The sequence below is a fragment of the Prevotella sp. P3-92 genome (assembly GCF_002251205.1).
Classification (GTDB): Bacteria; Bacteroidota; Bacteroidia; order Bacteroidales; family Bacteroidaceae; genus Prevotella.
This window is the reverse complement of record NZ_NPJE01000020.1, coordinates 36,017-61,673: the sequence shown is the minus strand read 5'-3', so window position 1 is coordinate 61,673 and position 25,657 is coordinate 36,017. Positions and strand designations below refer to the sequence as shown.

The following is a 25,657-nucleotide window of genomic DNA, read 5'->3' as shown; positions in this document are numbered from 1 at the left end:
TCCAGTTTTAGTCTGTAGTTTATAGCGCTCCAATCCTGTAATTTGCTCAATAATATCGTATCCACCCCTTTGCTACGATGTAGGCAAGGATCATCGCAATGCAGTATAGTGCCGATATATACCATGATTTCTTTTCTTTAATATCGCTCATAAGATACATGCAGAACACGATGAAAAATAGGGCGGACACTATATTGAGCGTATAGATGAATACTTTATCGTCGATATTGTGGGATGTTACCAATACCCCTAAGAGCATCCAACATATAAGGAAATACGACCATACCGCCCGTTTTGATAAATGATTTATTTTCATATTATAACCTGTTAGTTATATGATTTAGTTTTCTGTTTTTTTTATGCTATCTGTTTCTTGATTGCTATAACTATGGGTGCATGCTTTGTATAAGGCCTTTCCTGTCTTATCACATTCAATATATTGATATGTAGAGTATGCAATTTGAAGTGTAGCCAAGAATGGAGTGCCAAAAAATGACAGTGCACAACCTACGAGATAATCTCTTAAACAAACCCTTCTACCTTTATTAAAAACTCCTAAACAATCCTTGCTAGAATTAAAAGATAAAATATCCTTGTCAGTACTACTATTAATGACAGCAGACATATAAATCAAACATAATTGCTCTTTAGGGCTTAACGACGGATTGGCTAGTATGCTCTCAATATCAATAACTGAATAGTCACTATTTTCTATATTTTGAATAGTATGACAAAACTCGTGTGAGGCACTTTGATTTAATAAAGAATTACGTTCATCAATTGTAAGTTCGTTAATATTCTGATATTGTTGTTCCTCTTCTAAATTATAGTTCAAAATATCTTGGTGTTCCTTACAAAATGCTATCAAATCAATTTTGATTTGCTGGAACAGTTCGTCATTTTCAAATTCGTCATAACCAATGACACTATTTAAGTCTCCTGTCCTAGTGAAGGATTTGGTGTTGAATTTGTTCCATAATGAACATTGTTTTTCATAAAATGACTTGAGCTCTTTTTGATATACCTTGTTTTGATCAAACTGTGAGATGTTCTCTGCAAAAGGTTTGCACGCAAAAATGATACCTATCATTGTTGCTAACATAATTAAGCATGTTTTTTTCATTTTCTTTTTATTGTTTTAAGTTAATTATTATTGATGTGTACATCATTTATTTGTAAATAAGCGATAATAATGTTCTTGCTGTGGCAAAATTATAAGTGTTTTTTTTAGCGAAAAAGCATTTAACATATATTAATATATCAAATGTTGCATCTGCTATCTGTTTGTAAAAGTCAGAATATGAGGTGGTTGCAGCGAATAATAGAAAAGACTATATGCGAAAATTGCAACATGTAGAAGTAATATTCCCTTGTGATTTTAACGGAAAAAGCTTAACTTTGATGCCGAAATAACAATAACAATAGGCAAGCATAAATGAAATTGTTACTATGTATATTGACATTGTTTGGCACCCTTGTTGGCTGTCTGAGTAGTGAACATCGACAACTTGTGGCTGTCGATTGCCTATTGGATGAAGGTATGACAGACTCTGCCGTTGCAATGCTTTCTACGATGAAAATCGGTGATATACAACGTAGCCAAGACTCTGCATATTATGAACTGTTGACGGTGGCGGCTGCTGTCGAAACAGGACGAGGATGTGATGATAGACAATTGAGTGACCGAATGACATTGTTGTTGTCCAACGAGCGTCTTATGGCTTATGCCTACCATTATGAGGCTTTGGCACAGTATAATAAAGGATATGTGTTTAATGCTATATGTGATGAAAGGATAGCAGAAGACTTTGCAAGACATACTGGTGATGACAGATTGAAATATCGCATACTGACTGCATTAAGCCTTTTCCACTTCGAAAACGATAATAGTAAAACCTCGTTGACCTACGATTATAGCCGGCTTATGCTTACTCAACAGGTGAATAATCCACAATGGGTGGCGCACACATTTACTCGTATGGCAGCCAATTATGCTGTGCTTCACAAGAACGATAGTGCTGCATACTATCAGAAAAGAGCGCAAACTAAGCAGAAAATAATGGATGATGAGCATCGTGCCTTGCTATGGACCACGCAGGGAATGCTCTCTGAAGGAAAGCCCGACCAGGCTGTGCAATGTTATCGGCGAGCTTTGCAAATCAAATCCAGTCCCCGTTGTCGTATTCTTCTGGCACAACTCTATGAGAGGCAAGGTTACACCCAACAGGCTGTGGCAGAATGGCATCAGGCACAGAACAATGCCACCCTGCAACAGCAAGTGACGATACAAAAAGCCTTGCGACAGTATGCACAGCAAGACAACAATATGGTATTGGCCGACCAATTGGCTTCTAAGATCATCACCTTGAATGATAGTTTGACTAAATTGTCGAGACATTCGCTTGCGGAAGCTGCCGAGTATAAGGCAGACAATGACCTTGCTCTGATGAATTCGGTAGATGAACAGATACGTTTGCTCTTTATCATTATTGCCGTAACGATGGGACTTATCTCCGTTTCGTTGCTCTCTTTTGTCATAGTCCGACGTAGCAAATGGCATATGAAAAAGATGCATGAGCGGGCGACGGTCATGGCAAAGAATGAAATCAAATCGAAGAAAGAAGTAAAGAGACTGACTCGAAATATTTCCGATCTCCATCATAAGCACAGCCAGATAATGGTTGACGGACGCCGTTGTTACGAACATATCAAACGTGGCGATACCGTGGTGATGTGGGACAAGAAAGATTTCCAAAATTTTATGGAGTACTATCGTAGTCAGGATCCAGACTTTGTGTTGCATCTCGAAACTGATTATAACCGCCTCTCGGTAAAGCTCCAGTTCTTTGAAACCCTTTATCGTCTTGGCTATAATGATGAAAGTGTGGCAAAGACGATGGGCATTTCTTATAATACGGTACGTGCAAACAAAAGCCGGATACGCAGCAAAAGCATTAATTGAAAATGATTTTGCAACACACGAAGATGCCTGAAGTCATTATATAACCAAATGAAATATCAGTTGGCTTTGGTGCATTCCTCTCACGCGCATGCGCACGCGATGTTGCAAAAAATCGACCACTCGACCACCGGTGTGGTATAAAATGTTGAGGCACAATGTTTTTAGGCGGGTGGTCGATGGTGTTGTATTGGCGATTTCGACCACCCATCGACCACCCAAAATTATTTGTTGACAACATTCCAAAACTACAAACCCGATAGAAACCGATGCATGAAATGAAGTTGTTGACGCTTGATAACACCCCTTCCCAATATCATAAAATACTTGCTCCCAATATTTGATAATACCCTTTTCCAATAGCTGACAACACTTGTTTCTAACGTTGAAAAGGCTCTTGTCTAACGTTTGACAACACTCTTATCAAACGTTGGATAATACTTTTATCAAACGTTGGATAATACTTTTATCAAACGTTGGATAATACTTTTATCAAACGTTGGATAATACTTTTGTCAGCGGTTTGAAAAAACCTGAAAATAATATTCGTTTACAACGTGTGGACGTATGCCTCACGATTGTTGGGTGTTTGAAAGATGCTTGAAAGGTGCTTGGTAAACCCGAATATGAATCGTTGAATGTGACAATAACGCTTTGTAATACAGAGAATTGCCAAAATGTGATATTCGGAGCTGTATGCCCTTATGGAAACAGAAATGATAGTGTGTCTCCTTCAGCGTATTGTACTGGAAATTTATTAGTTTTATTGTCAAATAGCAACAAGGCAAATCATGATTCGGAAGAAATAGGATACGTAGAAAGATAACAATGGAAAAAGAAGAACCGCTTGACTGGTCCTTAGCGGATGGGTCAAGCGGTTTTACCCTAAAAATAAACCTAAAATTCCAATACTAATGTCCTGTTTTATGCCAAATGTGTTTCCTATTTAGCTTTTACTTTAAAGGTAAATTCACGGTCTGCATAGTGGAGACGATATTTCTCCATTGGTTTTGCTCCCCAACTGTTAATGCATCCCAAACCATATTGGCGTTGCTGGATGTGAAGCTGAACAAGTCCTTTTTCTACCAAGTCGCCACTATGTTGTCCCCAAGCATGCTCTTTCTTGATGCCAGAATCCAAATCTTCTACCAGGTATGGAATGGCGCTGCACTCCATGGGGGCGTTGCTTTCGAAGGTCAGTCCCTTGCCAGTAGCGGGATTGAAGATAGAGAAATAGCGAATGTCGGTATGGTTACCGCTCTCTTGTGGACGAACGTATGGATAATACTCATCCTTCACGTTAGCCTCATATTTGCCGATAAAGGCTGAAGAGTGGCGGTCGATATAGTTTTCTTCGGGACCTCTGCCGTAGTATTCCAGCTTAGAGAATGTTTCGGGCATCTGTAACTGCATACCATATCTGAACAGATCGGCTACCTTAGCCTCCTTGTCGGTGGTCATCTTCTCGGTGACGATCACCTCGCCGGCGGTATTGATGCGATAGGTAAGCATCAGCTGTGCCTTCACTTCAGGCATGTCAAACTGGGCGGTAAGCACCACGTTGTCGGTGCCGACAGACTTGTTGAATGAGGTCAACTTCATCTGTGGATTTCTCCAAACGCGCAACTCTTTCTGCAGAGATGCGCCAAAGTCGTTGTCGGTAGGTGCACGCCAGAACTCAGGCTTCATGCTTTCGCGGAACTTCAGCATGGGTTCGCCATCCACATCGAGATAGTCAATCATACCAGTAGCCTTGCCAACTGTGACAGTCATTCTGTTGGCAGTCACCTTCACATAGGCGTTGGTTTCTTCCACCTCAATGTTGCTTGCAGCTTGCATCTTGCCGTTTTTGGCAGGTGCTTCGGCCATTTCAGGAGCCTCCAGCTTGTCGAACTGATACTCGCTGACAATGAATTGCTGGCGTGAAGTCACTTGGCCTTTATCAACCAGAGCTTCTGTGCCGTCGCTGGCAAATGCGAAGTTGACGGTGATTTCCTCTTTGGCATGTTTCGATTCAGCCTCACCAATAGCATATTTCAAAGCGTCGCTCTTGATCAATTTGGTGGTCTGAGGAGCGATACCCTTTGCCTCTGGAATCTCAACAACGGTGAGCTTCTGACCGTTGGCATAGACGGTGGCAGTCAGATTCTGGTTATCGGTGGTCTTGAAGAAATTCTCATTATACACCTTGAATGCACCGTTTACAGCATCGAAATCGTTAATCCAGATGTTCTGATGATAATACTGAATCTCATAAGCGTGAGGATTCAAACGACGGTCGGGAGCAATGATGCCATTGCAGTTGAAGTTGTAGTCGCTGGCAGGATAGCGACCGTAGTCGCCACCATAGGTGAAGATTTCCTTACCGGTGATGGGGCTCTTGTCGCGCAGACCCTGATCTACAAAGTCCCAGATGTAACCACCTTGGTATTTTGGATACTTGCGGATGAGATCCCAATACTCCTTGAAACCTCCCTCTGAGTTACCCATGGCATGGGCATATTCACACTGGATGTAGGGCTTTGTGCCATCGCTTTGGCAATACTTCTCGCTTCCTTTATAGTCAACATACATAGGACAATGGATGTCAGTCTTGCTGTCGTATCCGCCACGCTCATACTGTACGGGGCGTGTGGTGTCTTGTGCCTTCACCCAATCATAGGTTTTTTCAAAGTTGATACCATAGCCACCCTCATTACCCAAGCTCCATACGATGATAGAAGGATGGTTGATGAAGCTTTTCACATTGCCTTCGTTGCGCTCAATGTGGGGCAGGAGGTATTCTGGGAATTTAGCAAGCGACTTCTCGCCGTAGCCCATACCGTGTGTTTCGAGATTTGCCTCGGCAGTGATATACAATCCGTATTCATCGCAAAGGTCGTACCAACGTGGGTCGTCTGGGTAGTGGCAGGTGCGAACAGCATTGATGTTCAGTCGCTTCATAATCTTGATGTCCTGAATCATGCGCTCTACGCTAACCAGATAACCACCGTCTGGATCTACTTCATGACGGTTGGCACCCTTGATGAGGATAGGCTGTCCGTTGATCAGCAATTGTGCATTCTTGATTTCCACGTTGCGGAAACCGATCTTCTGTGGAATCACTTCCAATATGCCCTGCTTGTTTTTCAGCGTAATAAATGCTTTGTAGAGGTTGGGAGTCTCGGCAGTCCATGCCTTTACGTTAGGCACTTTGATCGTACCCTGCGCTCCAGAGGCCTCGGCAATCTGTTTGCCATCCTTGTCAAACAAGGCAATCGCAACATCGGTCTTACCGCCCTTCAGCGAAACGTTATAGTTCAACACACCGTCGCGATAGTTGTTTTCCAGTCCAGCATCCAAGCGGATGTCGGCAGCATGCAGTTTGGGACGTGCATAGAGATAAACTTCGCGTGCGATACCTGTAAAGCGCCAGAAGTCTTGGTCCTCGAAATAGGAACCGTCACACCAGCGCATCACCTGCATGGCAATCAGGTTTTTGCCAGGTTTGAGATATTTGGAGATGTTGAATTCAGCAGCAACCTTGCTGTCTTCGCTATAGCCTACATACTTACCGTTGACCCAAAGAGTCAGGTTGCTTGTAGCAGAACCTACGTGGAAATATACGTCTTTGCCTTTCCAATCCGTGGGAAGGTCGAATGTGCGACGGTAAGAACCGGTATAGTTGTTGGTCTCGCTGATATAAGGTGGATTAGGGTCAAACTGAGTTGCCCACGCATAGCCCACGTTTTTATAGGTGGCATCACCGTAACCGTTCAGTTCGAAAAGTCCGGGAACGGGGAAGTCTTTCCACTTTGAATCGTCATAGTTGACTGCAAAGAATTTTGCGGGACGCTTGTTGTGGTCCTTTACAAAATTGAATTTCCACATGCCCTCCATCGAAAGATAGTTGGCAGACTTCTTTTTGTCAAAGCCTTGAGCCTTGTCCTGCGACTCGTATGCAAAGAAAGATGCACGACGCGGTTCGCGGTTTTGCTGATTGATGTCCACATTTTGCCAGCGTGACTCATTCTGAGCCCATAGGCCAGTACTTACAGAAAGCATGGCGAGGCAAATCGATACTTTTACAATTCTTCTGAAATTCATAGATCTATAATTATTGTTTTAAATTATCTGAATAGTTGAGAGCCACCAACAGCGGTAAACTCCTTTTCGTTGTCTTTACGCATTTCAATAGCGGTACTGCTCCACCATGAAGGCCATCCTCCAATGATATTTGCCAAGAAGACGACCTTGATGGGGTGTAACCCTTTGGCCAATGCCACAGAGCTGTCGTTCATCGTACTTGCCTTTACGTCGCCTTCGGTGCGCAGACTGCCAACAGAGGTCAGTTTAGGATATTTCTTGATTTCTATGCGCCAGCCTTGGTCCTCGGTGAGGTGGAAGTGCATCGTGTTTACCTTGAACATGGACATCAGATCCAACTGTTTCTTCACATTCTCCACCGTGATGAAATGGCGGCATGGGTCGAGGTGGAAACCGCGATAGCCGAAACGTGGGGCGTCTGTGATGTCGCAACATTGTGCGGCCCACTTCACTCCGCTTACCATAACGGGACTTTCTATCTGTGCGGGTAACAGTTGCATAAAGCTCTGCATGCCGTAGAAAGCACCTTTGCCAGTCTTCGCCTTGATAACCACACCTTTGGAAGTGACCGTGAGGCGGTAGCCTTCGTCTGTCATCTTCAAGGAGGGAGTGATTTGTATGGAGATATGTCCCTTCTTCTCGCCAAGACTTACGGCATATCCTGTTGAGGCTTTTAGCTTGTCGGCAAGATATTGGGCTATGTTTCTGCCTTCGGGTGTTTGATAGGAGATGGTTACTGTTTGTGGTAACACAAATTCCCCTTTCATGACCTGCGTCTTGACAGGAACAGGGATGATATTGACATCGCCAGCGCATGCTGGAGTGGTGTTACCACCCAGCATTATAGCGCAAACTGCCAACGAACAAAATATCTGATGAATCTTTTTCATGTTCATGAATAGTATTGTTAGTTGTTTTATCTTATAGCGGTTTGTATTCTACGAAGGCTTCCATAGCCTCATAGCAAGCCAGTCCTAAATGGTCATAGAGCTTTGCGGTAGCGCGGTTGCGGTCTTCGGCTCTCTGCCAGAACAGGCGTTCATCGTTACCTAAGAATGGTGCACTCTCCATTTGGGATTGGTGCTTGAGAATAGAGTTGCGCTTTGCTCTCAATTCCTCTGGACTAAGTGGAACGCACATCTCGATATTCTCTATTTCCCATTCTGCCCATGCGCCACGGTACATCCAGATACGGCAGTCTTTCAACCACTCAGCACCTGCTTCCTTCTCAAGATCAATGGCTGCGAGTACCGCATCGGTACATTTCTTGTGTGTGCCATGAGGATCGGCAAGGTCGCCTGCCACATAAATCTGATGAGGCTTTACCTTCTGCAATAGTGCTCTTACGATTTCTACGTCCTTTTCGGTCATAGGCAACTTCTCTATCTTACCGCTTTCGTAGAAAGGCAAATCAAGGAAGTGTACGTGGTCGAGGGGTATTTGATTGTAGGTGCATGCGGTACGAGCTTCACCGCGACGTATCAATCCCTTGATGGTCAGCACGTCTTTAGTGTCGAAGTCACTTTCTTTCTTGTTGGCAAAGAACGACTTGATTTCTTTGTATTTGGTAGAGATGACACTATCCTTAGAGTCGGTGAAGAGCTGGTTGAAGCCGTTGATGAAGTGCATGAATCGTGTAACTTCCTCGTCGCCAACAGCAATATTTCCCGAAGTTTCGTAGGCCACGTGTACGTCGTGATTCTGTTGTACCAATCGACGAATGGTGCCGCCCATAGAAATCACGTCGTCATCGGGGTGTGGGGAGAATACGATGACGCGCTTGGGGTATGGGGTAGAGCGCTCTGGACGATAGGTGTCGTCGGCATTGGGCTTACCGCCTGGCCAGCCTGTGATAGTATGCTGCAGATCGTTGAAAATCTTGATATTGGCGTTATAGGCTGAACCGTATAGGGCCAAGAGCTCGCTCAATCCGTTCTCGTTATAGTCTTTATTGGTCAGTTTCAATATGGATTTGCCGATTTTCTGGCAGAGCCAAACCAAGGCAGAACGGATCATCTTGTCTGTCCATTGGCAAGATGTGACCAGCCAGGGGTGTACGATGCGGGTAAGTTGGCATGCTGCGCCTAAGTCAAGAACAACATGAGCATCTGGGTGAGTCTGTAGAAATGACGCAGGAAGTGTGTCGGTGAAAGAGTTTTCCACTACTTTCTGCATGATCTCTGCCTTTTCCTCACCCCAAGCGGTAAGATATACGGTCTTGGCAGAAAGCAGGGTGGCAATACCCATGGTGAGTGAGCAGGGAGGGATGGTCTCCTTGGTTTTCTCACTTGCTTCCATTTCCTTACGTGAGATGTTGCCTATCAGAATGATGCGGGTCATCGACTGGATGCTTGATCCTGGTTCGTTGGCTGCAATGTTTCCTGAACGGCCAATGCCGATAAGGGCAATGTCTAAACCACCGAACGACTTGATGCGCTGTTCGTAAAGGCGGCAGCAATCCTGTACGCTCTCTTGCGCTACAAAACCGTCGAGCGTGAAGATATTTTGTTCTTCAATATCTATATGGTCGAGGAAATGCTCCTTCAACTGGTTGATGCTGCGGATAGAGCTGTTCTTCTGGAGCGGATAGTATTCATAGGCGTTGAATACGACTACATTGCGGAAACTCAGTCTCTTTGTCTGATAACGGCGGATAAGTTCTTCATAGACTGCGCTGAGCGACGAACCTGTGCCCAATGCCATTACATAAAACTTTCCTTCATGTTGTGCTGCTTTGATGCCGGCTTCGATTCCGTCGGCAACATGACTGGCACCTTCTGCCATAGAGGCAAAGATGTCGGTATGAATCTTCTCCATTCTGGAGATTTCGGAGTATTCTACGGTAGTCTTTGGCTTGTAGAATTCAACTGGAACTTTGTTAAGTACGATCTGTGAACTAAGATTGAGCCTCATAGTCAATATCAATTTTAAATAGGATGTCTTTTTAGTCTTTATACTCTCGTCACAGTTTTGCTAAACATGTTTAGTTCAATTCATGGCTTGAGGATAACTTTCTGTTGTTGTTATATATCTGATGAGGTCTGTTAGTCGTTTATTTTAAGTCCCATGCTATGGCTGAGGCACCCAAAATGGCGGCATTAGCACCATCAAGACCGCTCATCAAGAATCTGGCCTTACCTTTATATAATGAAAGGACATTTTCGTTATACGCTTCTTCTATCGGACGGAGCAACAGTTCGCCTGCCTGGGCAAGACCTCCGAAGAAGATGAATGCTTCGGGACTTAGGAATGTTGCGATATTGGCGCATGCGATACCGATTCTTCTTCCTGTCTGTTTGAATACTTCTTGAGCCATGGTGTCTCCTGCCATTGCTGCTTTATATACTTCATATGATGTGAGCTTGTCGGTGGCAATATCTCTCAGAGAGGTGGTTTCTGACGATTCTTCCAACATGGCTATTGCTGTGCGTACTACTCCCGTTGCAGAACAATAGGTTTCAAGGCAACCTTTTCTGCCGCAGCCGCAGGGTCTTCCGTCTGGCTCAACAATCATGTGGCCCAACTCTCCGGCAAATCCGTCGAATCCGTAGATGAGTTGACCGTTGGCCACAATTCCTGAACCTACGCCTGTGCCTAATGTCAGTTCTACAAAGTTGTTCATGCCAACAGCCGCTCCATATTTCATCTCACCCATGGCTGCAGCCTTGGCGTCGTTGGTCACTACAACGGGGATCCCTAATTCGTTGACAAACATATTGGCTAATGGTACAATACCTTTGGCCCAAACCAGATTTGCTGCGTGTTCTATAGTGCCTTTGTAATAGTTACCGCATGGAGCACCAATGCCCATGGCACGGATCTTTTCCATACCACCGACTTGTTCGGCTATCTGTTTGATAGCTTTTACAGATTCCATGATATACTGATCTACACTTGGGTAAGCTTGTGTCTTGATAGAAGTAGTGGCTATAATCTCGCCTTTGCTATCGACGACACCAAACACGGAATTGGTTCCTCCCAAATCCAAGCCTATCACTAAAGATTTTGCGCCGTATTCCATAATTCAATTGCCTTATTGTTTTTGCTTGAGTAATACCGTTGATGGGTGCTAAATACTCATTTATAAACTAATTTATTAACAGTTATGCGATAACTAAAATATTTTATTTCACAAAGTTACAAGTTTTATCATATAATGCAAGCGTTTTATGGTTAATATTTCTAAAACGTATCATTTTTTTTCTGAGATGAGGTCTTAATGGCTTGAAATCGTTGCGTTTTTGCTTGTGCTGGGCCTGTTTGTAGTGGCTTGTGGATGGTGGATGCTCGATTGAGTGTTTGTGGTTTTAGTCATTTGCATGTGAAAATTTGGTTTGTTTTTCACAAGTGTATTGATTTTCTTTATCTTCGGGATGGTTTCGGGATGTCTTCGGGTTGTGGTTGGTTGTGCGTGAGAGGTGTTTTTGTGCAAATCCAAAGTAAGTCCCAACTGCCTCCCAAGTAAGTCTCATTTATTAGCAGAAGGTCATGGGAGTATGCTGGGAGAAATTGTTGGTGTGTAACGTATGATGCGTTTGCTGGTGTAAAAACAAGTCTGTGCTTCTTTGCTTGTATTCTATATATAATAAGGTGTGGGGTGAATTGTTGCTGAAAAGTTTGGATGAAAACAGATAATTTTTATCGGTTTAAGATTTATTAACCACAAAATGATAGTTATGAATATTAAAAAAGTCTATCTTTGCAAATAAAAAATATTATTTATGTTTTTGTGATATAATTAAAAATATTAAAAATATAAATAAGAAATCCTCAGTTCAAGGGCGTATATTGGAGAAATTTGTCTCGCAAGGTGCCTTTACACTACCTGAGATGTCGAAGGCGGTCGGAGTAAGTCTTCCTACTACTACATGCGTCATCAACGAACTCATGAAGGCAGGGCTTGTAAGAGAGGCAGGGAAGAAAGATAACTCTGCCGGACGCATACCAATGGTCTATGACCTCATGCCGGCAGCTGGCTATTTCGTGGGTGTGAATCCAGAAATGGACTGTTTGGCTCTTGCTGCAAGCGATTTCTGCGGCAATCTGATTACAGAAAAGGTAACAGTACCTTAATATATATGAGAATACTCCAGAGAATCTGGAGCGTGTGGCAGAGATTATCAACGAGTTTATTGCTATGCTGCCTTTCGCTAAAGAGCACACCGACTATTGTATCCGCAATACTCCATACAAAAACGGAGAAGGCGATATCGTTGGAGAACTATCCAAGGCATGTGAGAAATACGGACTGAAATTCGGAGTTTCCTCAGCAAATTCATCGAAATTGCCGACCAAATTCATTGAATTTCCTCAGCAAATTCATTGATTTTACTTTTCTATCTGCTATTTTAATCAGTGATAGCTGACGTTTTGGGGCAGTCCATGTGCGGTCGATGACCAAGGCAGATGGCATTTATCAGTAGCGAAAGCAGGTTATTTCAGAAAAAAACACTAATTTTGCACACATATTGATAATAAGCAATGACCAACGGACGAATACTTTGGGCTGACGATGAGATGGAACTGCTCCGTCCTCATCTGCTCTTTCTGGAAAGAAAGGGCTACGATGTCGTGACCGCTACCAACGGTACCGACGCCGTAGAACTCTGTAAGCAACAGCAGTTCGATGTGATTCTGCTCGATGAAATGATGCCCGGTATTACCGGACTGCAAGCGCTCGAACGCATCAAACTGATACAACCCACGGTGCCCGTAGTCATGGTGACGAAGAGCGAAGAAGAGAATATCATGAACGAAGCGGTGGGCCGCAATATTGCCGACTACCTCATCAAACCCGTCAACCCCAATCAGATTCTGCTCTCGCTCAAAAAACTTATCCATCGTAAAGAACTGGTGGCAGAAACCACGCAAACTGCCTATCAGCAGCATTTTCAGCAACTATCCATGCAAATGATGGATTGTTGCTGTTGGAACGATTGGGCTGTGCTCTACCGACAACTCGTAGATTGGGAACTCAAGCTCGTTTCGGCTGATCCAGCACTGGCAGACATGCTTCGCATGCAGAAGGCAGAAGCCAATCTCGGATTTGCCAAATTCGTGAAGCGCAACTATGTCGATTGGATGCAACACCACGATTTCACGATGAACCACGACGTCATGCAACACCACATATTGCCTATGCTCAAACAGGGTGAGAGAGTTTTTCTCGTGGTGTTCGACAATTTCCGCTACGACCAGTGGAAGGCTATCGAAACCGAACTGACCGATTACGACATCACCGAACAACTGTGTTGCAGCATTCTGCCCACTGCCACGCAATATGCTCGCAATGCCCTCTTTGCAGGAATGATGCCCAGCGAAATCAAGCAACGCTATCCCGATTGGTGGACTGAAGAAGATGCCGAAGAGAGCAAAAACCTCAATGAGCCACACCTCATACAAGCTTTCCTCGACCGCGTGCGTCGTCGCGATACCTTCTCCTATCATAAGATCAACGCCACCGATGAAGCCGAACAACTCTTGGCAGAAGCCGACGAACTCTTGCAACGCAACAGCCTCAATGTTGTGGTGGTCAATTTCATCGATATGTTGTCGCATGCCCGAACTGAATCAAAGATGGTGCGCGAACTCGCTCACGATGAGGCTGCCTACCGTTCGCTGACGCTCTCTTGGTTTCGCCACTCCGCCATCAGCCAGTTGCTCCATCGGTTGTCACAGGCAGACTGTCGCGTTGTGCTGACCACCGACCACGGCAGCATTCGCACCGATACACCGGTGAAAATCATTGGCGATCGCAATACCAACACCAATCTGCGCTATAAGTTGGGACGCAACCTCGCTTGTGAAAGTCGCGACGTGTTTACCGTCAAAGACCCTAAGAGCGTCTTTCTGCCCTCGCCAAATATAAGCACCAGTTATGTGTTTGCCACGGGCAACACCTTCCTGGCCTATCCCAACAACTACAACTACTATGTTGCCTACTATCGCAACACGTTCCAGCACGGCGGCATCTCTATGGAAGAGATGATCATCCCACTGGTCACACTGAAAGGAAAAAACAGATAACAGATAAAACAATAAAGATATGGAAATCACGATCAACGGTCTTGACACCATACGCAGCGCCGCACGACAGTTTATCGAGAATATCGGTAGCTCGCGTGTCTTTGCCTTCTATGGCAAGATGGGTGCAGGAAAAACCACATTTGTCAAAGCACTTTGTGAAGAACTGGGGTGTGACGATGTCATCACTTCGCCCACCTTTGCCATCGTCAACGAATATACTGACGGCGAACAACAACCTGTATATCACTTCGATTTCTATCGCATTAAGAAACTCGAAGAGGTCTATGACATGGGATACGAAGAGTATTTCTACTCAGGGGCACTTTGTCTGATAGAGTGGCCCGAACTCATTGAAGACGTATTGCCCGATGATACCGTCCGCGTCACCATCGAAGAACAAGCCGACGGTAGTCGTCTGCTGACGTTCTGATCCGTCTCAACCATATCATAACAGGAGGCAATCACCGACTTCAGGTCGTGATTGCCTCCTGTTCTTGGTATGGCGGTAGCAGAACCGAGAGTGGCTCCTACAGGTTTTGTTCCTGCCAGTCGAAATCGGCTTGCACCACAAAGAACACGTCTTCTACCGGATAATCCTTCTCGTGGTACTCCTTGGCATGCTTGGCCACATAGTCTGCCACATCCTGAAGGTCTATCTCTACTTCCGCATCGGTACACTCCAGCATACCGCTGTCGTAGTAATACTCCACGATGAGATCCATCATAGTACGGATATCATCGGTGGTGTATCGGTCTTGAAGCTCGCTGGACAAGGTGTGGAGAATATATTCCGCCTCACGGGCATCGTTCTCTTCGTCCATGAGAAGCTCTTCTTCAATGCTTGTCATTGTTGTCAGGGTATTGGTACTACAGCAGATTTTCAATCTTCTCCTGCAACTTAGTCTTGGATTGGGCACCTACCAACTTGTCAACAACCTGTCCGCCTTTGATGAACAGCAGGGTGGGGATGTTGCGAATGCCCAGTTCGGCGGCAATATCTTCACACTCCTCAATATCACACTTAGCCACATTGACGCGACCTTCATATTCTTTTGCCAACTCTTCTACTATAGGAGCTATCATGCGGCAGGGGCCACACCATGTGGCCCAGAAATCTACTACAAGGGGCAGATCGCTGTTTTTCAGCTCTGCAAAGTTTTCGTTTGTGACATTCAATTCCATAATTGTAAGTTTGTTAATTAATACTATAGGTATTTATACACTCATGGGTTAAAAGGCAAACATCGTGCCATTTTCCCCGTTTAGTTAATCTTATACGACAGGGCAGACGATTGCTCTATATAGTTGAGCAATGCGGGTTTCACATCAATAGCGGTCGATTGGCTGCGCAACAGTATGCGGCGGCGTTTGCTCTGATCCACAAATTGGAAAAACAGCTGGGTCTTGCCAGGACTCTCGTGAGCCAGTTCGCCCAGTTCGGTCACTATCTGTGAGTCGAGTTGCGATACGTCGATAGAGATGGTGATGCGCTCAATGGCTTTGTCCTTGACACTCTGCATGTATTCTACCGAGGAGACGCGCAGGTCTTTAGGGCCGTTGTCATCTTTATTGCCATACTGAGAGTAGCGCGAAACCACCTTGCCGGTCACATAGACCGTGGCTCCCACTTCAAACATGCCGCGCATCTGTCCCCAGCTTTCGCCGAATAGTGCGAGACGCCCAGAACCTTCAAAATCCTCGATGGTGACAAAGCCGCAGGGGTCGCCACGCTTGGTAAACTTCTGTTCTACATTGGTGACAATACCGCCCAGCACCACTGTTTCGCGGTCTGCCAATGCATTGATGTCTGCCAGTTCGGCACATTTGGTGTTGCAAAGTGCGTCAATCACCACTTTATATTCATCGAGCGGATGGGCAGAAAGATAGATGCCCACCAGATCGCGCTCCTTGTTTAGTCGCATAATGTTGCTCCACTGTTCGCCTTTGGGAATGGGCGGTGTGGCTATCTCCACAGCATTTTCACCACCAAAGAGTGAGTTGCGCGCCTCTTGCTGCTCGGCCTGATACATCTGTCCGTAGCGCACAAGGGTGTCGAGAAACGATTCGCCCTTGTTGTTCTTTGCGAAGAAATTTTCGCGCGGAATACGGAAACCGTCGAAGCCACCGCTCAGCGCAAGACTTTCTATCGTCTTGCGGTTGACAGCGCTGAGGCTTACACGCTGCACAAAGTCGAAGATGTCCTTGTAAAGACCGTTTTTCTCGCGCTCGGTAATGATGGCTATGGCGGCAGGGTCGCCCACGCCTTTAATGGCTGCGAGACCGAAACGTATCTCTCCTTTCTTGTTCACACCAAACTTCTGATAGCTCTCGTTCACATCGGGACCCAGTGTTGCAATGCCCATGGCCTTACATTCATCCATCAGTTTGGTGATTTCTGTAATCTGATCGCGACGTCGGCTCATGATGGCTGCCATAAACTCGGCAGGGTAGTTGGCTTTCATATAGGCTGTCTGGAATGCCACCCATGAGTAACATGCCGCATGTGACTTGTTGAACGCATAGGATGCAAACTTCTCCCAGTCTGCCCATATCTTCTCCAATACCTTAGGATCGTGCCCGTTTTTCTTGCCGCCTTCGATGAATTTAGGCTTCATCGCATCAACGATGTCCTTTTTCTTCTTACCCATCGCCTTACGCAGCGCATCACTCTCACCACGGGTGAAGTCTGCCAACTGACGTGACAACAACATCACCTGCTCTTGATAAACGGTGATGCCGTAGGTGTCTTTCAGATATTTCTCCATGCAGGGAATATCGTAGGAGATTTCCTCTTTGCCGTTTTTACGCGCGATAAACGATGGGATATAGTCCATTGGACCCGGTCGGTAGAGGGCGTTCATGGCGATAAGGTCTTCGAAAACGGTAGGGTGGAGCTCGCGAAGATACTTCTGCATACCTGCCGATTCAAACTGGAAGGTACCGATGGTGCGTCCTTGCTGATAGAGTTCGTAGGTCTTGGCATCGTCTATCGGGATGGTATCGAGATCCACTTCTATGCCACGGGTCTGCTTGATAATGGCACAGGCCTCCTTCAACTCCGACAGTGTCTTCAGTCCAAGGAAGTCCATCTTGATCAGTCCGGTCGATTCAATGACGTGACCATCGTATTGGGTGCAGTTGGTTTTCTCACCCTTGAAATCGGGGTCGTCGGCAGTAGATACCGGCACCCAGTCGCTGATGGGGTCTCGACAGATGATGAATCCGCAGGCATGGATGCCCGTACCGCGCACCGTTCCCTCCAACATCTTCGCATATTTGATAGTGTTTGCCATCTTCGAATCGGTCGATACCTCGGCATCGCGCAGCTCCGGCACGCAGGCTATGGCATTGGTGAGGTTCATCTTTTTGCCATCGGGCAACTTGTCGGGAATGGCTTTACAGAGGGCATTGGCTTCGGCAAGGGGCAGCTTTTCCACACGAGCCACGTCCTTCAGCGAGTTTTTGGTTGCCATCGACGCATAAGTAATAATATGCGCACAGTTCTCATGACCGTATTTATCTTCCACCCATTTCAGCACTTTACCACGTCCGTCATCGTCGAAGTCGGTATCGATATCAGGAAGTGAGATACGGTCGGGATTGAGGAAACGCTCAAACAGCAGGTCGTATTTCAACGGGTCAATCTTTGTAATTCCCAGACAGTAGGCTACCACAGAACCGGCAGCAGAGCCACGTCCGGGGCCTACCATTACACCGAGTTCATCGCGTGCAGAGTTGATGAAGTCTTGCACAATGAGGAAGTAGCCGGGGAAACCCATCGTCTTCATGATGTGCAGTTCAAACTTTACACGGTCGTGCACCTCGTCGGGGATAGGGTCGCCATAGCGGTTGCGGGCACCCTCATAGGCGAGTTTTGCCAGATAGTCGGCTTCATACTTGATACGGTATATTTTGTCGTAACCGCCAAGTTTCTTGATTTTCTTCTCTCCTTCCTCTGGCGAGAGAGGGTTTTCACCATTCTCGTCGGTGGTAAACTCGTCGTAGAGTTGTTGTTCGGTGTATTTCTGGCGCCATTCTTCTTCGGTACCAAACGATTCGGGGATGGGGAAGAAAGGCATGATAGGGTCGTGGTCGAGACTGTAGATCTCAACCTTATCGAGTATTTCGGTTGTGTTCGAGAGGGCTTCGGGAATGTCGGCAAACACCTCGTTCATCTCTTCGCGGGTCTTAAACCACTCCTGTTTGGAGTAGAGCATACGTGTAGGGTCGTCCAAATCCTTACCCGTAGAGAGGCAGAGCAAGTGGTCGTGGGCCTCGGCATTCTCTTGATCCACAAAGTGGGCATCGTTTGAACAGACGAGCTTGATGCCGTATTCGTGTGCCAGTTCTATCAATACCTTGTTGGCTTGTTGCTGCAAAGGGAAGGTTTCGCGGTTGGCACGCTGGTGGGGATCGCGCACCTCATGGCGCTGCAGTTCAAGATAATAGTCGTCGCCAAACACGCGGTGATACCATTCCAAAGCTTCGCGTGCACCAGCCATATCACCGTCAAGAATCTTTTTGGGCACTTCGCCGGCAATACATGCCGAGCAGATGATGAGTCCTTCGTGGTATTTCTCCAAGTCGGCACGGTCGGTACGAGGGCGCATATAGAAACCATCGATCCAGGAATTGCTCACCAGTTTGATCAGATTCTTATAACCTTTATAATTCTTAGCGAGCACAATGAGGTGGTAACCGCCCATGTCTTCCTTGCCTTGGCGATTCTCCTTGCTACCACGGCGAGCCACATACATCTCACATCCGAATATGGGCTTGAAAGGCTCGAGACCTTCCTTCTTACGTCCCTTGTTGACACCGCCCACATAATCGTGGAATTCCTTGATGCCAAACATGTCGCCGTGGTCGGTGATGGCCATGCCGCGCATGCCGTTCCCAACGGCTTTATCCACCAGTTTCTTAATGCTCGACTGACCGTCGAGAATAGAGTAATAGGTGTGGACGTGTAAATGTATGAAATCTTGCATATCTATTGTTTATTGTTTGATAAATGTGGTGTAAAGTTACGCCTAAAAGGTGAGAACTCCAAAAGAATGGAATAAAAAATTTGTGAAATAGATAAAAATAGCGTACCTTTGCAGATGGAATAAAACAATCGTACCACTACGTATGGGAAAAAGACTAAAGAAACTTAAGAAAATTAGAATACACCGTGAAGGTACAAGCGAATTGGCCATTAGCATGATACTTATCATTGTTTTGGCTATCGGATTGTGGTTTGCCTTCGATACGAAGATTCCTTTTTGGATTAGCATACTTGGTTTGGGCACGGCATGGATGCTGGCGCTCAATTTCTATCGCTGTCCTATCCGTTATTTCAATGGAGATACCCACAAGATGGTCGTGGCACCTGCCGATGGAAAGATCGTTGTAATTGAGGAAGTGGATGAGAATGTCTATTTCCACGATAAGCGTTTGCTCATCAGCATCTTTATGAGTCCGCTCAATGTGCATGCCAACTGGTTTCCCGTTGACGGTAAGGTGAAGTTTGTGAGTCATCACAATGGAAATTATCACAAGGCTTGGTTGCCCAAAGCCAGTGAGGAAAACGAGCATGCAGACATCATGATTACCACTCCAGAAGGTGAGGATGTGCTGGTCAGACAGATTGCCGGTGCTATGGCCCGTCGCATAGTTACCTATGCAAAGGCTGAAGAGGAATGTAACATCGACGAGCACTTAGGCTTCATCAAGCTCGGATCGCGTGTGGATGTCTATCTGCCAATAGGTACAGAGGTGCGTGTCCGCATGGATCAGCCTACCACTGGCGACCAAACCGTATTGGCGGTATTGAAGTAATACAGTTACATTTTACGAATTCTACATTATGAGCATCAAAAAACATATTCCTAACACCATAACCTGTTGCAATCTCATCTCTGGGTGCATCGCAACATGTATGGCATTCTACAGCGAATGGGATAAGGCATTGCTGTTTATCGTTATTGGTGCGGTATTCGACTTCTTCGATGGTATGAGTGCACGCCTCCTTGGTGTTAGCTCACCCATTGGTAAGGAACTCGACTCGTTGGCTGATGACATCACTTTTGGTTTTGCACCTTCTGCAATCCTCTTCGACTATCTGTATTGTCAGGTTGAAGGCATGGGAGGATTATATTCCCTGTTGCCTTATGTCGCCTTTGTGATGGCTGCCTTCTCAGCGTTGCGCTTGGCTAAATTCAATCTCGATGAGCGTCAGACCACATCGTTTATCGGTGTGCCCACTCCTGCAAATGCCCTCTTTTGGGGGGCTTTGATTGTGGGTAGTGGCAAAGCTATTGAGGCATTACCCTACAGCATTTATGTTGTGGTGGCTGCCATCTTCTTCACCAGCTATCTGCTTATCGCTGAGATTCCCCTTTTCGCTTTGAAGTTTAAGCATTGGGGATGGCGTGGCAACGAGGTGAAGTATATATTCATTCTCTCTTGCATTCCATTGCTCTTACTACTCCAGGTCAGCGGCATTGCCGTTATCATTGCCTGGTATGTGGTATTGTCATTGTTTACCAATATCAACAAGAAGAAATAAGTAAACCCTATAGTCATGTTTAAAGCCATAGGAGGAATGATCCTCTTTGTTTTTTTCTTTATCGTGTTTCTTGTCCTACTTGTGGGGGGACAGGTGTTGCGAATGATTCGCCGCATGCAGAGACAGATGCGTGATGCTGCAGGCGAACATGCCAGACAGTATCGCAACGAGACTGGACGGCAGCGCCAACAGTATGATCGTCGTGCACAGACGGCTGGTTATACCAATAGTCGATGGGAGAATGAAACGGTAGAGGAAGATCCTGTCGAGGTGCATACCACGACACAATTTGGTGAAACCATCATAGACCGCAGAGGTCGTGAAAACAAGAAGATCTTTGATGATGGCGATGGAGAATACGTCGATTTCAAGGAAGAGAAATAATCCAAATAGTATATCAATATAACAAAGCGAGCCGCAACATTCTGTGTTGCGGCTCGCTTTGTTGGTATAAGTAAGTGGGATTAAGGATGTACGAGGGTTCCAATTTCCTCACCGTCCATGACTTTCTTCAGATTGCCCACCACGTCCATGTTGAATACATAGATAGGCAGATTGTTGTCCTGACACATGCAGATAGCGGTAAGATCCATGACCTTCAAACCGCGTGACAATACTTCTTTATAGGAGATTTCGTCAAACTTAGTAGCGGTTGGGTCCTTTTCGGGGTCGGCGGTATAAATGCCATCTACGCGTGTGCCCTTCAGCATCACGTCGGCTTCTATCTCTATGCCACGCAGACTACTGCCGGTATCGGTAGTGAAATAGGGGTTGCCAGTACCTGCAGAGAAGATGCATACCTGTCCTGCTTCCATCGCCTCGATAGCTTTCCATTTGGTGTAGAATTCGCCGATAGGCTCCATGCGGATGGCTGTCAGCACCTTGTTCTTCACACCGATAGCTCCCAAAGCTGATGATAGTGCCAGCGAATTGATTACTGTGGCACACATGCCCATCTGGTCGCCTTTCACGCGGTCGAAGCCTTTCTGACTGCCGCTAAGTCCGCGGAAGATGTTGCCACCGCCGATGACGATACCAATCTGTACGCCCATCTCACTGACTTCCTTAATTTGTCGGGCATAGTCGCTGAGGCGTTCTGCGTCGATACCGTAACCTTGATTGCCCATCAAACTCTCACCAGAGAGCTTCAGGAGGATTCTTTTAAATCTTGCCATATTATCTTTGTTTTTTATTGATTATTGTCTATCATCATGTAGTAGGGGTGTTCAGATCACAAACGATACTTCTTTGAAAGCATAGCGGCGTCGCTCTCCATCTTCGGTCATCAGTACCAGGTGTCCGTCTTCCTCCACATCTTCTATGCGTGCCATAAAAGCGCCTTGCGCATCGCAGTAGGGGTGAAAGCCTTTTCGGCGGTATAGGGCCTGCATGTAGCGTTCCCTTACATCCTGCAGCATATAGCTTTCAATGCGACAGATAATATCTTCCAATAGTGCTTGCCGGTTGGTTTCCTGTCCGGTTATCTGCCAGAGCGATATGGGGTTTGGAGCATCGCTTTGAAATTCGCGTTGGTTTACGTTGATGCCTATGCCCGCAATGCTATCGCATATCTGCATGCCTTTCAGTCTGTTTTCTATCAGCATGCCACAGATCTTAGCATTTCGCCAATAGATATCGTTAGGCCATTTCACGCTTAAGTCGCCTATATATTGTCCTAATGCGTCGGTCACCGCCAGTGATACTGCCATAGAGATATGAAACTGTCGGTTGGCTGGTACGTGTGTGGGGTGCATCAATACCGAGAACGTGAGGTTTTTGCCTCGTTCCGATTCCCAATGGTTTGATCCTTGTCCGTGTCCATCTGTCTGATAGTTTGCCCATACCACACAGTCTTCATCACCGCCATGTTCTCTCAGCCATCGGTTCGTGGAATCTGTCTCCTCGATATACACTATTTTTTCTTTCATAGTACAAAGGTAGTGCAAACCGAATGGAATACAAAATAAAAACTCGTTTTTATTTTTATTCCTGAGGTGCCGCCTACTTAAGAAGTCCTTTCAAAGGTAGTGCAAACCGAATGGAATACAAAATAAAAACTCGTTTTTATTTTTATTCCTGAGGTGCCGCCTACTTAAGAAATCCTTTCAAAGGTAGTGCAAACCGAATGGAATACAAAATAAAAACTCGTTTTTATTTTTATTCCCGAGGTGCTGCCTACTTAAGATGGTAATCACTGGTTAGTGAAAACCAAAATCGGATGGTGGTCGAATGGTGGTCGAAAACCCCACAAAATGACAATCGACCACACCTATAATAGATTGAAGGATAGTATGATGCAAGTATCGGTGGTCGAGTGGTCGAATTTTTTTGAAAACTGAATTAACTATATGTGTAGGTGGTACGACCATTCGCCTGTGATTTCTCTTGCTTACAACAGCAGGCAACTTGCTGTTTTGATGGCTGTTTGATAGCAGGTGTTTGATGATAACGCGTGCGCGTACGCAAGCATGCGTACCTTTATTAAATGAAACAAGGTATATGAAATTTTAGTGTGAAAACGGTTTTCTTCTGCATTTATGATCCTTTTCTGAGGATATTCAACTATTTTTTTGTAATTTCGCAACCATGACACAAAAAGAACAATTGAAAACCGACGAACGCTATATGCGTATGGCATTGGTGGAAGCTGAAGCTGCTGGAGCAGCAGGTGAAATACCTATTGGTGCTGTAATCGTATGTCAGGGCAGGGTTATTGCCCGTGCCCACAACCTCACGGAAACTCTCAACGATGTTACTGCGCATGCTGAGATGCAAGCCATAACGGCAGCTGCAAACGAATTGGGAGGGAAGTATCTGACCGATTGCACACTCTATGTTACCGTAGAACCCTGTCCTATGTGTGCAGGTGCATTGGGCTGGGCGCAGATTCCGCGTATTGTCTATGGTGCTGCCGACGATAAACGAGGATTCCATGTCTATGCCCCCAAGGCATTACACCCCCGTACAACAATAAGTGGCGGCATTCTTGAGGAAGAATGTCGCCAACTTATGCAAGATTTCTTTAGAAGCAGACGATAGTTGTCATCGTGTGACTATCGTACTGGTGGTGAGGTTTCGGTTTTATTCACCGATATACTTTGCGATGGTTTCCAAACACTTTTCTCTGCTAAATGGCTTCGATATGAAATCGCAGCAGCCAGCTTCGAATGTGGCTTGGCGGTCGGTTTCAAAAGCGTTTGCAGTCAATGCGATGATGGGGAGGTCAGGATGTTTCTCCTTGATGAGGCGTGTTGCCTCAAGACCATCCATCACGGGCATCTTCATGTCCATCATGATTAAGTCGAATTGTTGTTGGTCAGACAGTTCAACAGCTTCTTTGCCGTTGCTGGCGCGTACCACTTCATATCGATTTCTCAATACGTAAGTCATCAGCACGTAGTTGCTTTCGTTGTCTTCTGCTACTAAGATACGTTTCATATTCATTTCTTTTGTTTTATTCTTATTTTCTGTCTTTCCAGAGTTTGGTCATATCCTCCAAGGTCTTGCCTTTGGTCTCAGGTACCAACTTCCATACGAAGAGAGCTGCCAACACACAGATAACACCATAGAGGCTATAGGTGAACCAATAACCCAGACTGTTGGCCAAGGGGACAAACGATGTTGATACGATCCAGTTGAATATCCACTGGAAGGCTACGGCAATGGCTACTGCTGCACCGCGGATGGTATTGGGGAATACTTCGGCGATGAGTACCCAGCAGATGGGACCCCATGAGAACATGAACGAAGCTGAATAGATCATGATAGATACCATGCAGACGAGCTGCAGTTCGGGATTGCCGAAGGTACATGCTACACCGATAGCACCTATTGCCATGCCGAGAGAACCAACGATGAGCAAGGGCTTACGACCGAGCTTCTCTACAGTGAAGATTGCTACACAGGTGAAGCTCAGATTGACGATGCCGTTGAATACGGTAAGCATCATAGGATTGTCGAAACCCATGGCTTCATAGATGCGTGGGGCATAATAGAGCACAGCATTGATACCTACTGCCTGTTGGAATACCGACAACATCACACCAACAAAGATGCAAAGGAATCCGTAGGTCATGAGTTTCTCGGTCTTCTCTGTAACGGTGTTCTTAATGTCAAACAGAATCTGTTTGGCTGCTGCTGCACCATTGATCTTTGCAAGGATGCGCTCTGCTTTGGCATCTTCGCCAATCATAGCAAGATAGCGTGGTGTCTCAGGTACAAAGCAGATGAGGATGGTAAACAGTCCGGCTGGAATCATTTCCGATCCAAACATATAGCGCCAGCCAGTCTCGATAGCCCATTGGGCTTCTGTGCCGTTGAGTATTTCGTTCAAACCGCCACCAACACTTGCAATGGCTGGGGCAATATGGTCGCCAAGGATGAAGAAGTTGACGAAATAAACCACCAACTGTCCGAAGATGATAGCAAACTGGTTCCATGATACCAACATGCCACGAATACCACTTGGCGCAATCTCACCAATATACATGGGGCAAACAGCAGAGGCAAGGCCTACGCCGATACCACCTATCACACGATAGAGATTGAACACGATGAGCAGGGTGAGGGTGGGTTTGCCTTCGGGCAACAACATGCTCTCAGGACACATAGAACCCCATGCCGATATGAAGAACATGATGCCGGCGAATATCAATGAACGTTTTCTTCCAAATTTTGTAGCAAGCAAACCAGAGATGGCTGAACCGATGATACAACCGATGAGGGCACTTGAACTGGTGAAGCCATGCCAGAAATCGGTATATTGGAAGTCTTTAGCTCCCATAAAGAAGGCTTGAAGTCCTTTCTCTGCGCCAGAGATTACTGCGGTGTCATAACCAAAAAGAAGGCCGCCTAATACGGCAACCATCACAATAGAAATCAAATAGGATCTGCTTCCTGTTTGCTGCTGTTCCATAGTTTTTGTTTTATAATTATTGAAGTGTATGATTTGTTTGCACAAAAGTAACATTTTTTTGGAACTAACACGGCCTTTTTGCTTGCTTTTTAACGTTTTTTTGAGGAATAATGCATAAATG

General features: G+C 45.7%; 22 protein-coding genes. 9 read left to right on the top strand and 13 right to left on the bottom strand.

All coding sequences use genetic code 11. The features are described 5' to 3' along the window. Positions 1–46: 46 nt before the first annotated feature. Together CIK93_RS13375 and CIK93_RS03285 are read right to left on the bottom strand one after the other, a co-directional pair. Positions 47–316, bottom strand: coding sequence for a hypothetical protein (locus CIK93_RS13375; RefSeq protein ID WP_144007603.1), 270 nt, complete (start codon positions 314–316; stop codon positions 47–49). Between the two features lie 24 nt (positions 317–340). Beyond that, complete coding sequence (locus tag CIK93_RS03285; RefSeq protein WP_094446567.1) at positions 341–1,090, bottom strand: hypothetical protein; 750 nt, start codon at positions 1,088–1,090, stop codon at positions 341–343. A 345-nt stretch (positions 1,091–1,435) separates the two neighbouring features. Here CIK93_RS03285 and CIK93_RS03280 point away from each other — a divergent pair, with 345 nt between their 5' ends. Further along, the gene (locus CIK93_RS03280; RefSeq protein WP_094449276.1) at positions 1,436–2,962 is read left to right on the top strand and encodes a hypothetical protein; all 1,527 of its coding nucleotides are present in this window, start codon (positions 1,436–1,438) and stop codon (positions 2,960–2,962) included. A 939-nt stretch (positions 2,963–3,901) separates the two neighbouring features. Here the strand turns inward: CIK93_RS03280 and CIK93_RS03275 are convergent. The 4 genes from CIK93_RS03275 to CIK93_RS03260 all read right to left on the bottom strand — a co-directional run bounded on the left by CIK93_RS03275 (position 3,902) and on the right by CIK93_RS03260 (position 11,066). Then, on the bottom strand, positions 3,902–7,045 hold the full coding sequence (locus CIK93_RS03275; protein ID WP_094446565.1) for a glycoside hydrolase family 2 TIM barrel-domain containing protein: 3,144 nt from the start codon (positions 7,043–7,045) through the stop codon (positions 3,902–3,904). A 23-nt stretch (positions 7,046–7,068) separates the two neighbouring features. Then, the gene (locus CIK93_RS03270) at positions 7,069–7,935 is read right to left on the bottom strand and encodes a family 20 glycosylhydrolase (RefSeq protein ID WP_254046723.1); all 867 of its coding nucleotides are present in this window, start codon (positions 7,933–7,935) and stop codon (positions 7,069–7,071) included. Between the two features lie 31 nt (positions 7,936–7,966). Further along, entirely contained in the window at positions 7,967–9,958 is a 1,992-nt protein-coding gene (locus CIK93_RS03265; protein WP_094446563.1) for a glucosamine-6-phosphate deaminase, read from the bottom strand. A gap of 139 nt (positions 9,959–10,097) precedes the next feature. Further along, positions 10,098–11,066: an ROK family protein gene (locus tag CIK93_RS03260; RefSeq protein ID WP_094446562.1), complete on the bottom strand. Its 969-nt coding sequence runs from the start codon at positions 11,064–11,066 to the stop codon at positions 10,098–10,100. Between the two features lie 767 nt (positions 11,067–11,833). On the opposite strand from CIK93_RS03260, the gene CIK93_RS03255 reads away from it, so the two are divergent. From CIK93_RS03255 to tsaE, 4 genes are all read left to right on the top strand, one after another. Continuing rightward, a complete protein-coding gene (locus CIK93_RS03255) occupies positions 11,834–12,118 on the top strand; it encodes a hypothetical protein (protein ID WP_144007605.1) in 285 nt (94 codons plus the stop codon). 34 nt (positions 12,119–12,152) lie between these two features. After that, positions 12,153–12,371, top strand: coding sequence for a hypothetical protein (locus CIK93_RS03250; RefSeq protein ID WP_094446560.1), 219 nt, complete (start codon positions 12,153–12,155; stop codon positions 12,369–12,371). Between the two features lie 155 nt (positions 12,372–12,526). Then, positions 12,527–14,071 (top strand): bifunctional response regulator/alkaline phosphatase family protein, encoded by a 1,545-nt coding sequence (locus CIK93_RS03245; protein WP_094446559.1) that lies wholly within the window; start codon positions 12,527–12,529, stop codon positions 14,069–14,071. 19 nt (positions 14,072–14,090) lie between these two features. Further along, complete coding sequence (gene tsaE / locus CIK93_RS03240; protein ID WP_094391261.1) at positions 14,091–14,501, top strand: tRNA (adenosine(37)-N6)-threonylcarbamoyltransferase complex ATPase subunit type 1 TsaE; 411 nt, start codon at positions 14,091–14,093, stop codon at positions 14,499–14,501. A gap of 97 nt (positions 14,502–14,598) precedes the next feature. On the opposite strand, the gene CIK93_RS03235 is transcribed toward tsaE, so the two are convergent. The 3 genes from CIK93_RS03235 to dnaE all read right to left on the bottom strand — a co-directional run bounded on the left by CIK93_RS03235 (position 14,599) and on the right by dnaE (position 19,059). Beyond that, the gene (locus tag CIK93_RS03235; protein ID WP_094391262.1) at positions 14,599–14,919 is read right to left on the bottom strand and encodes a hypothetical protein; all 321 of its coding nucleotides are present in this window, start codon (positions 14,917–14,919) and stop codon (positions 14,599–14,601) included. Between the two features lie 19 nt (positions 14,920–14,938). Then, on the bottom strand, positions 14,939–15,253 hold the full coding sequence (trxA, locus tag CIK93_RS03230) for a thioredoxin (protein ID WP_094391263.1): 315 nt from the start codon (positions 15,251–15,253) through the stop codon (positions 14,939–14,941). Between the two features lie 80 nt (positions 15,254–15,333). Further along, positions 15,334–19,059, bottom strand: coding sequence for a DNA polymerase III subunit alpha (dnaE, locus tag CIK93_RS03225; RefSeq protein ID WP_094446558.1), 3,726 nt, complete (start codon positions 19,057–19,059; stop codon positions 15,334–15,336). 142 nt (positions 19,060–19,201) lie between these two features. Here dnaE and CIK93_RS03220 point away from each other — a divergent pair, with 142 nt between their 5' ends. Genes CIK93_RS03220 through CIK93_RS03210 form a run of 3 tightly spaced genes read left to right on the top strand, consistent with a single transcriptional unit; the run spans position 19,202 to position 21,005 of the window. After that, a complete protein-coding gene (locus CIK93_RS03220; RefSeq protein ID WP_094391265.1) occupies positions 19,202–19,891 on the top strand; it encodes a phosphatidylserine decarboxylase family protein in 690 nt (229 codons plus the stop codon). Positions 19,892–19,919: 28 nt separating this feature from the next. Further along, entirely contained in the window at positions 19,920–20,621 is a 702-nt protein-coding gene (locus CIK93_RS03215; RefSeq protein ID WP_094446557.1) for a phosphatidylcholine/phosphatidylserine synthase, read from the top strand. Positions 20,622–20,636: 15 nt separating this feature from the next. Next, a complete protein-coding gene (locus CIK93_RS03210) occupies positions 20,637–21,005 on the top strand; it encodes a DUF4834 family protein (RefSeq protein WP_094446556.1) in 369 nt (122 codons plus the stop codon). An 80-nt stretch (positions 21,006–21,085) separates the two neighbouring features. On the opposite strand, the gene pyrH is transcribed toward CIK93_RS03210, so the two are convergent. Further along, positions 21,086–21,796 carry a UMP kinase gene (gene pyrH, locus CIK93_RS03205; protein ID WP_094391268.1) on the bottom strand — a complete coding sequence of 237 codons (711 nt, stop codon included), beginning with the start codon at positions 21,794–21,796 and terminating at the stop codon, positions 21,086–21,088. Positions 21,797–21,847: 51 nt separating this feature from the next. Then, positions 21,848–22,549, bottom strand: coding sequence for a biotin--[acetyl-CoA-carboxylase] ligase (locus tag CIK93_RS03200; RefSeq protein WP_094446555.1), 702 nt, complete (start codon positions 22,547–22,549; stop codon positions 21,848–21,850). A 658-nt stretch (positions 22,550–23,207) separates the two neighbouring features. On the opposite strand from CIK93_RS03200, the gene CIK93_RS03195 reads away from it, so the two are divergent. Next, the gene (locus tag CIK93_RS03195) at positions 23,208–23,660 is read left to right on the top strand and encodes a nucleoside deaminase (protein WP_094446554.1); all 453 of its coding nucleotides are present in this window, start codon (positions 23,208–23,210) and stop codon (positions 23,658–23,660) included. Positions 23,661–23,702: 42 nt separating this feature from the next. Here CIK93_RS03195 and CIK93_RS03190 read toward each other — a convergent pair whose 3' ends face one another. Together CIK93_RS03190 and xylE are read right to left on the bottom strand one after the other, a co-directional pair. After that, positions 23,703–24,059: a response regulator gene (locus CIK93_RS03190; protein WP_094446553.1), complete on the bottom strand. Its 357-nt coding sequence runs from the start codon at positions 24,057–24,059 to the stop codon at positions 23,703–23,705. 22 nt (positions 24,060–24,081) lie between these two features. After that, positions 24,082–25,536, bottom strand: coding sequence for a D-xylose transporter XylE (gene xylE / locus CIK93_RS03185; protein ID WP_094446552.1), 1,455 nt, complete (start codon positions 25,534–25,536; stop codon positions 24,082–24,084). Positions 25,537–25,657: the final 121 nt, after the last annotated feature.

Bases quoted from the DNA above. Each gene is read 5' to 3' on its own strand.
- xylE (WP_094446552.1), bottom strand. From the start codon at position 25,536: ATGGAACAGCAGCAAACAGGAAGCAGATCCTATTTGATTTCTATTGTG.
- CIK93_RS03210 (WP_094446556.1), top strand. From the start codon at position 20,637: ATGTTTAAAGCCATAGGAGGAATGATCCTCTTTGTTTTTTTCTTTATC.
- CIK93_RS03235 (WP_094391262.1), bottom strand. From the start codon at position 14,919: ATGACAAGCATTGAAGAAGAGCTTCTCATGGACGAAGAGAACGATGCC.
- pyrH (WP_094391268.1), bottom strand. From the start codon at position 21,796: ATGGCAAGATTTAAAAGAATCCTCCTGAAGCTCTCTGGTGAGAGTTTG.
- CIK93_RS03190 (WP_094446553.1), bottom strand. From the start codon at position 24,059: ATGAAACGTATCTTAGTAGCAGAAGACAACGAAAGCAACTACGTGCTG.
- CIK93_RS03220 (WP_094391265.1), top strand. From the start codon at position 19,202: ATGGGAAAAAGACTAAAGAAACTTAAGAAAATTAGAATACACCGTGAA.
- trxA (WP_094391263.1), bottom strand. From the start codon at position 15,253: ATGGAATTGAATGTCACAAACGAAAACTTTGCAGAGCTGAAAAACAGC.
- CIK93_RS03265 (WP_094446563.1), bottom strand. From the start codon at position 9,958: ATGAGGCTCAATCTTAGTTCACAGATCGTACTTAACAAAGTTCCAGTT.
- dnaE (WP_094446558.1), bottom strand. From the start codon at position 19,059: ATGCAAGATTTCATACATTTACACGTCCACACCTATTACTCTATTCTC.
- CIK93_RS03275 (WP_094446565.1), bottom strand. From the start codon at position 7,045: ATGAATTTCAGAAGAATTGTAAAAGTATCGATTTGCCTCGCCATGCTT.
- CIK93_RS03270 (WP_254046723.1), bottom strand. From the start codon at position 7,935: ATGAAAAAGATTCATCAGATATTTTGTTCGTTGGCAGTTTGCGCTATA.
- CIK93_RS03200 (WP_094446555.1), bottom strand. From the start codon at position 22,549: ATGAAAGAAAAAATAGTGTATATCGAGGAGACAGATTCCACGAACCGA.
- CIK93_RS03195 (WP_094446554.1), top strand. From the start codon at position 23,208: ATGACACAAAAAGAACAATTGAAAACCGACGAACGCTATATGCGTATG.
- CIK93_RS03215 (WP_094446557.1), top strand. From the start codon at position 19,920: ATGAGCATCAAAAAACATATTCCTAACACCATAACCTGTTGCAATCTC.
- CIK93_RS03260 (WP_094446562.1), bottom strand. From the start codon at position 11,066: ATGGAATACGGCGCAAAATCTTTAGTGATAGGCTTGGATTTGGGAGGA.
- CIK93_RS03245 (WP_094446559.1), top strand. From the start codon at position 12,527: ATGACCAACGGACGAATACTTTGGGCTGACGATGAGATGGAACTGCTC.
- CIK93_RS13375 (WP_144007603.1), bottom strand. From the start codon at position 316: ATGAAAATAAATCATTTATCAAAACGGGCGGTATGGTCGTATTTCCTT.
- CIK93_RS03285 (WP_094446567.1), bottom strand. From the start codon at position 1,090: ATGATAGGTATCATTTTTGCGTGCAAACCTTTTGCAGAGAACATCTCA.
- tsaE (WP_094391261.1), top strand. From the start codon at position 14,091: ATGGAAATCACGATCAACGGTCTTGACACCATACGCAGCGCCGCACGA.
- CIK93_RS03280 (WP_094449276.1), top strand. From the start codon at position 1,436: ATGAAATTGTTACTATGTATATTGACATTGTTTGGCACCCTTGTTGGC.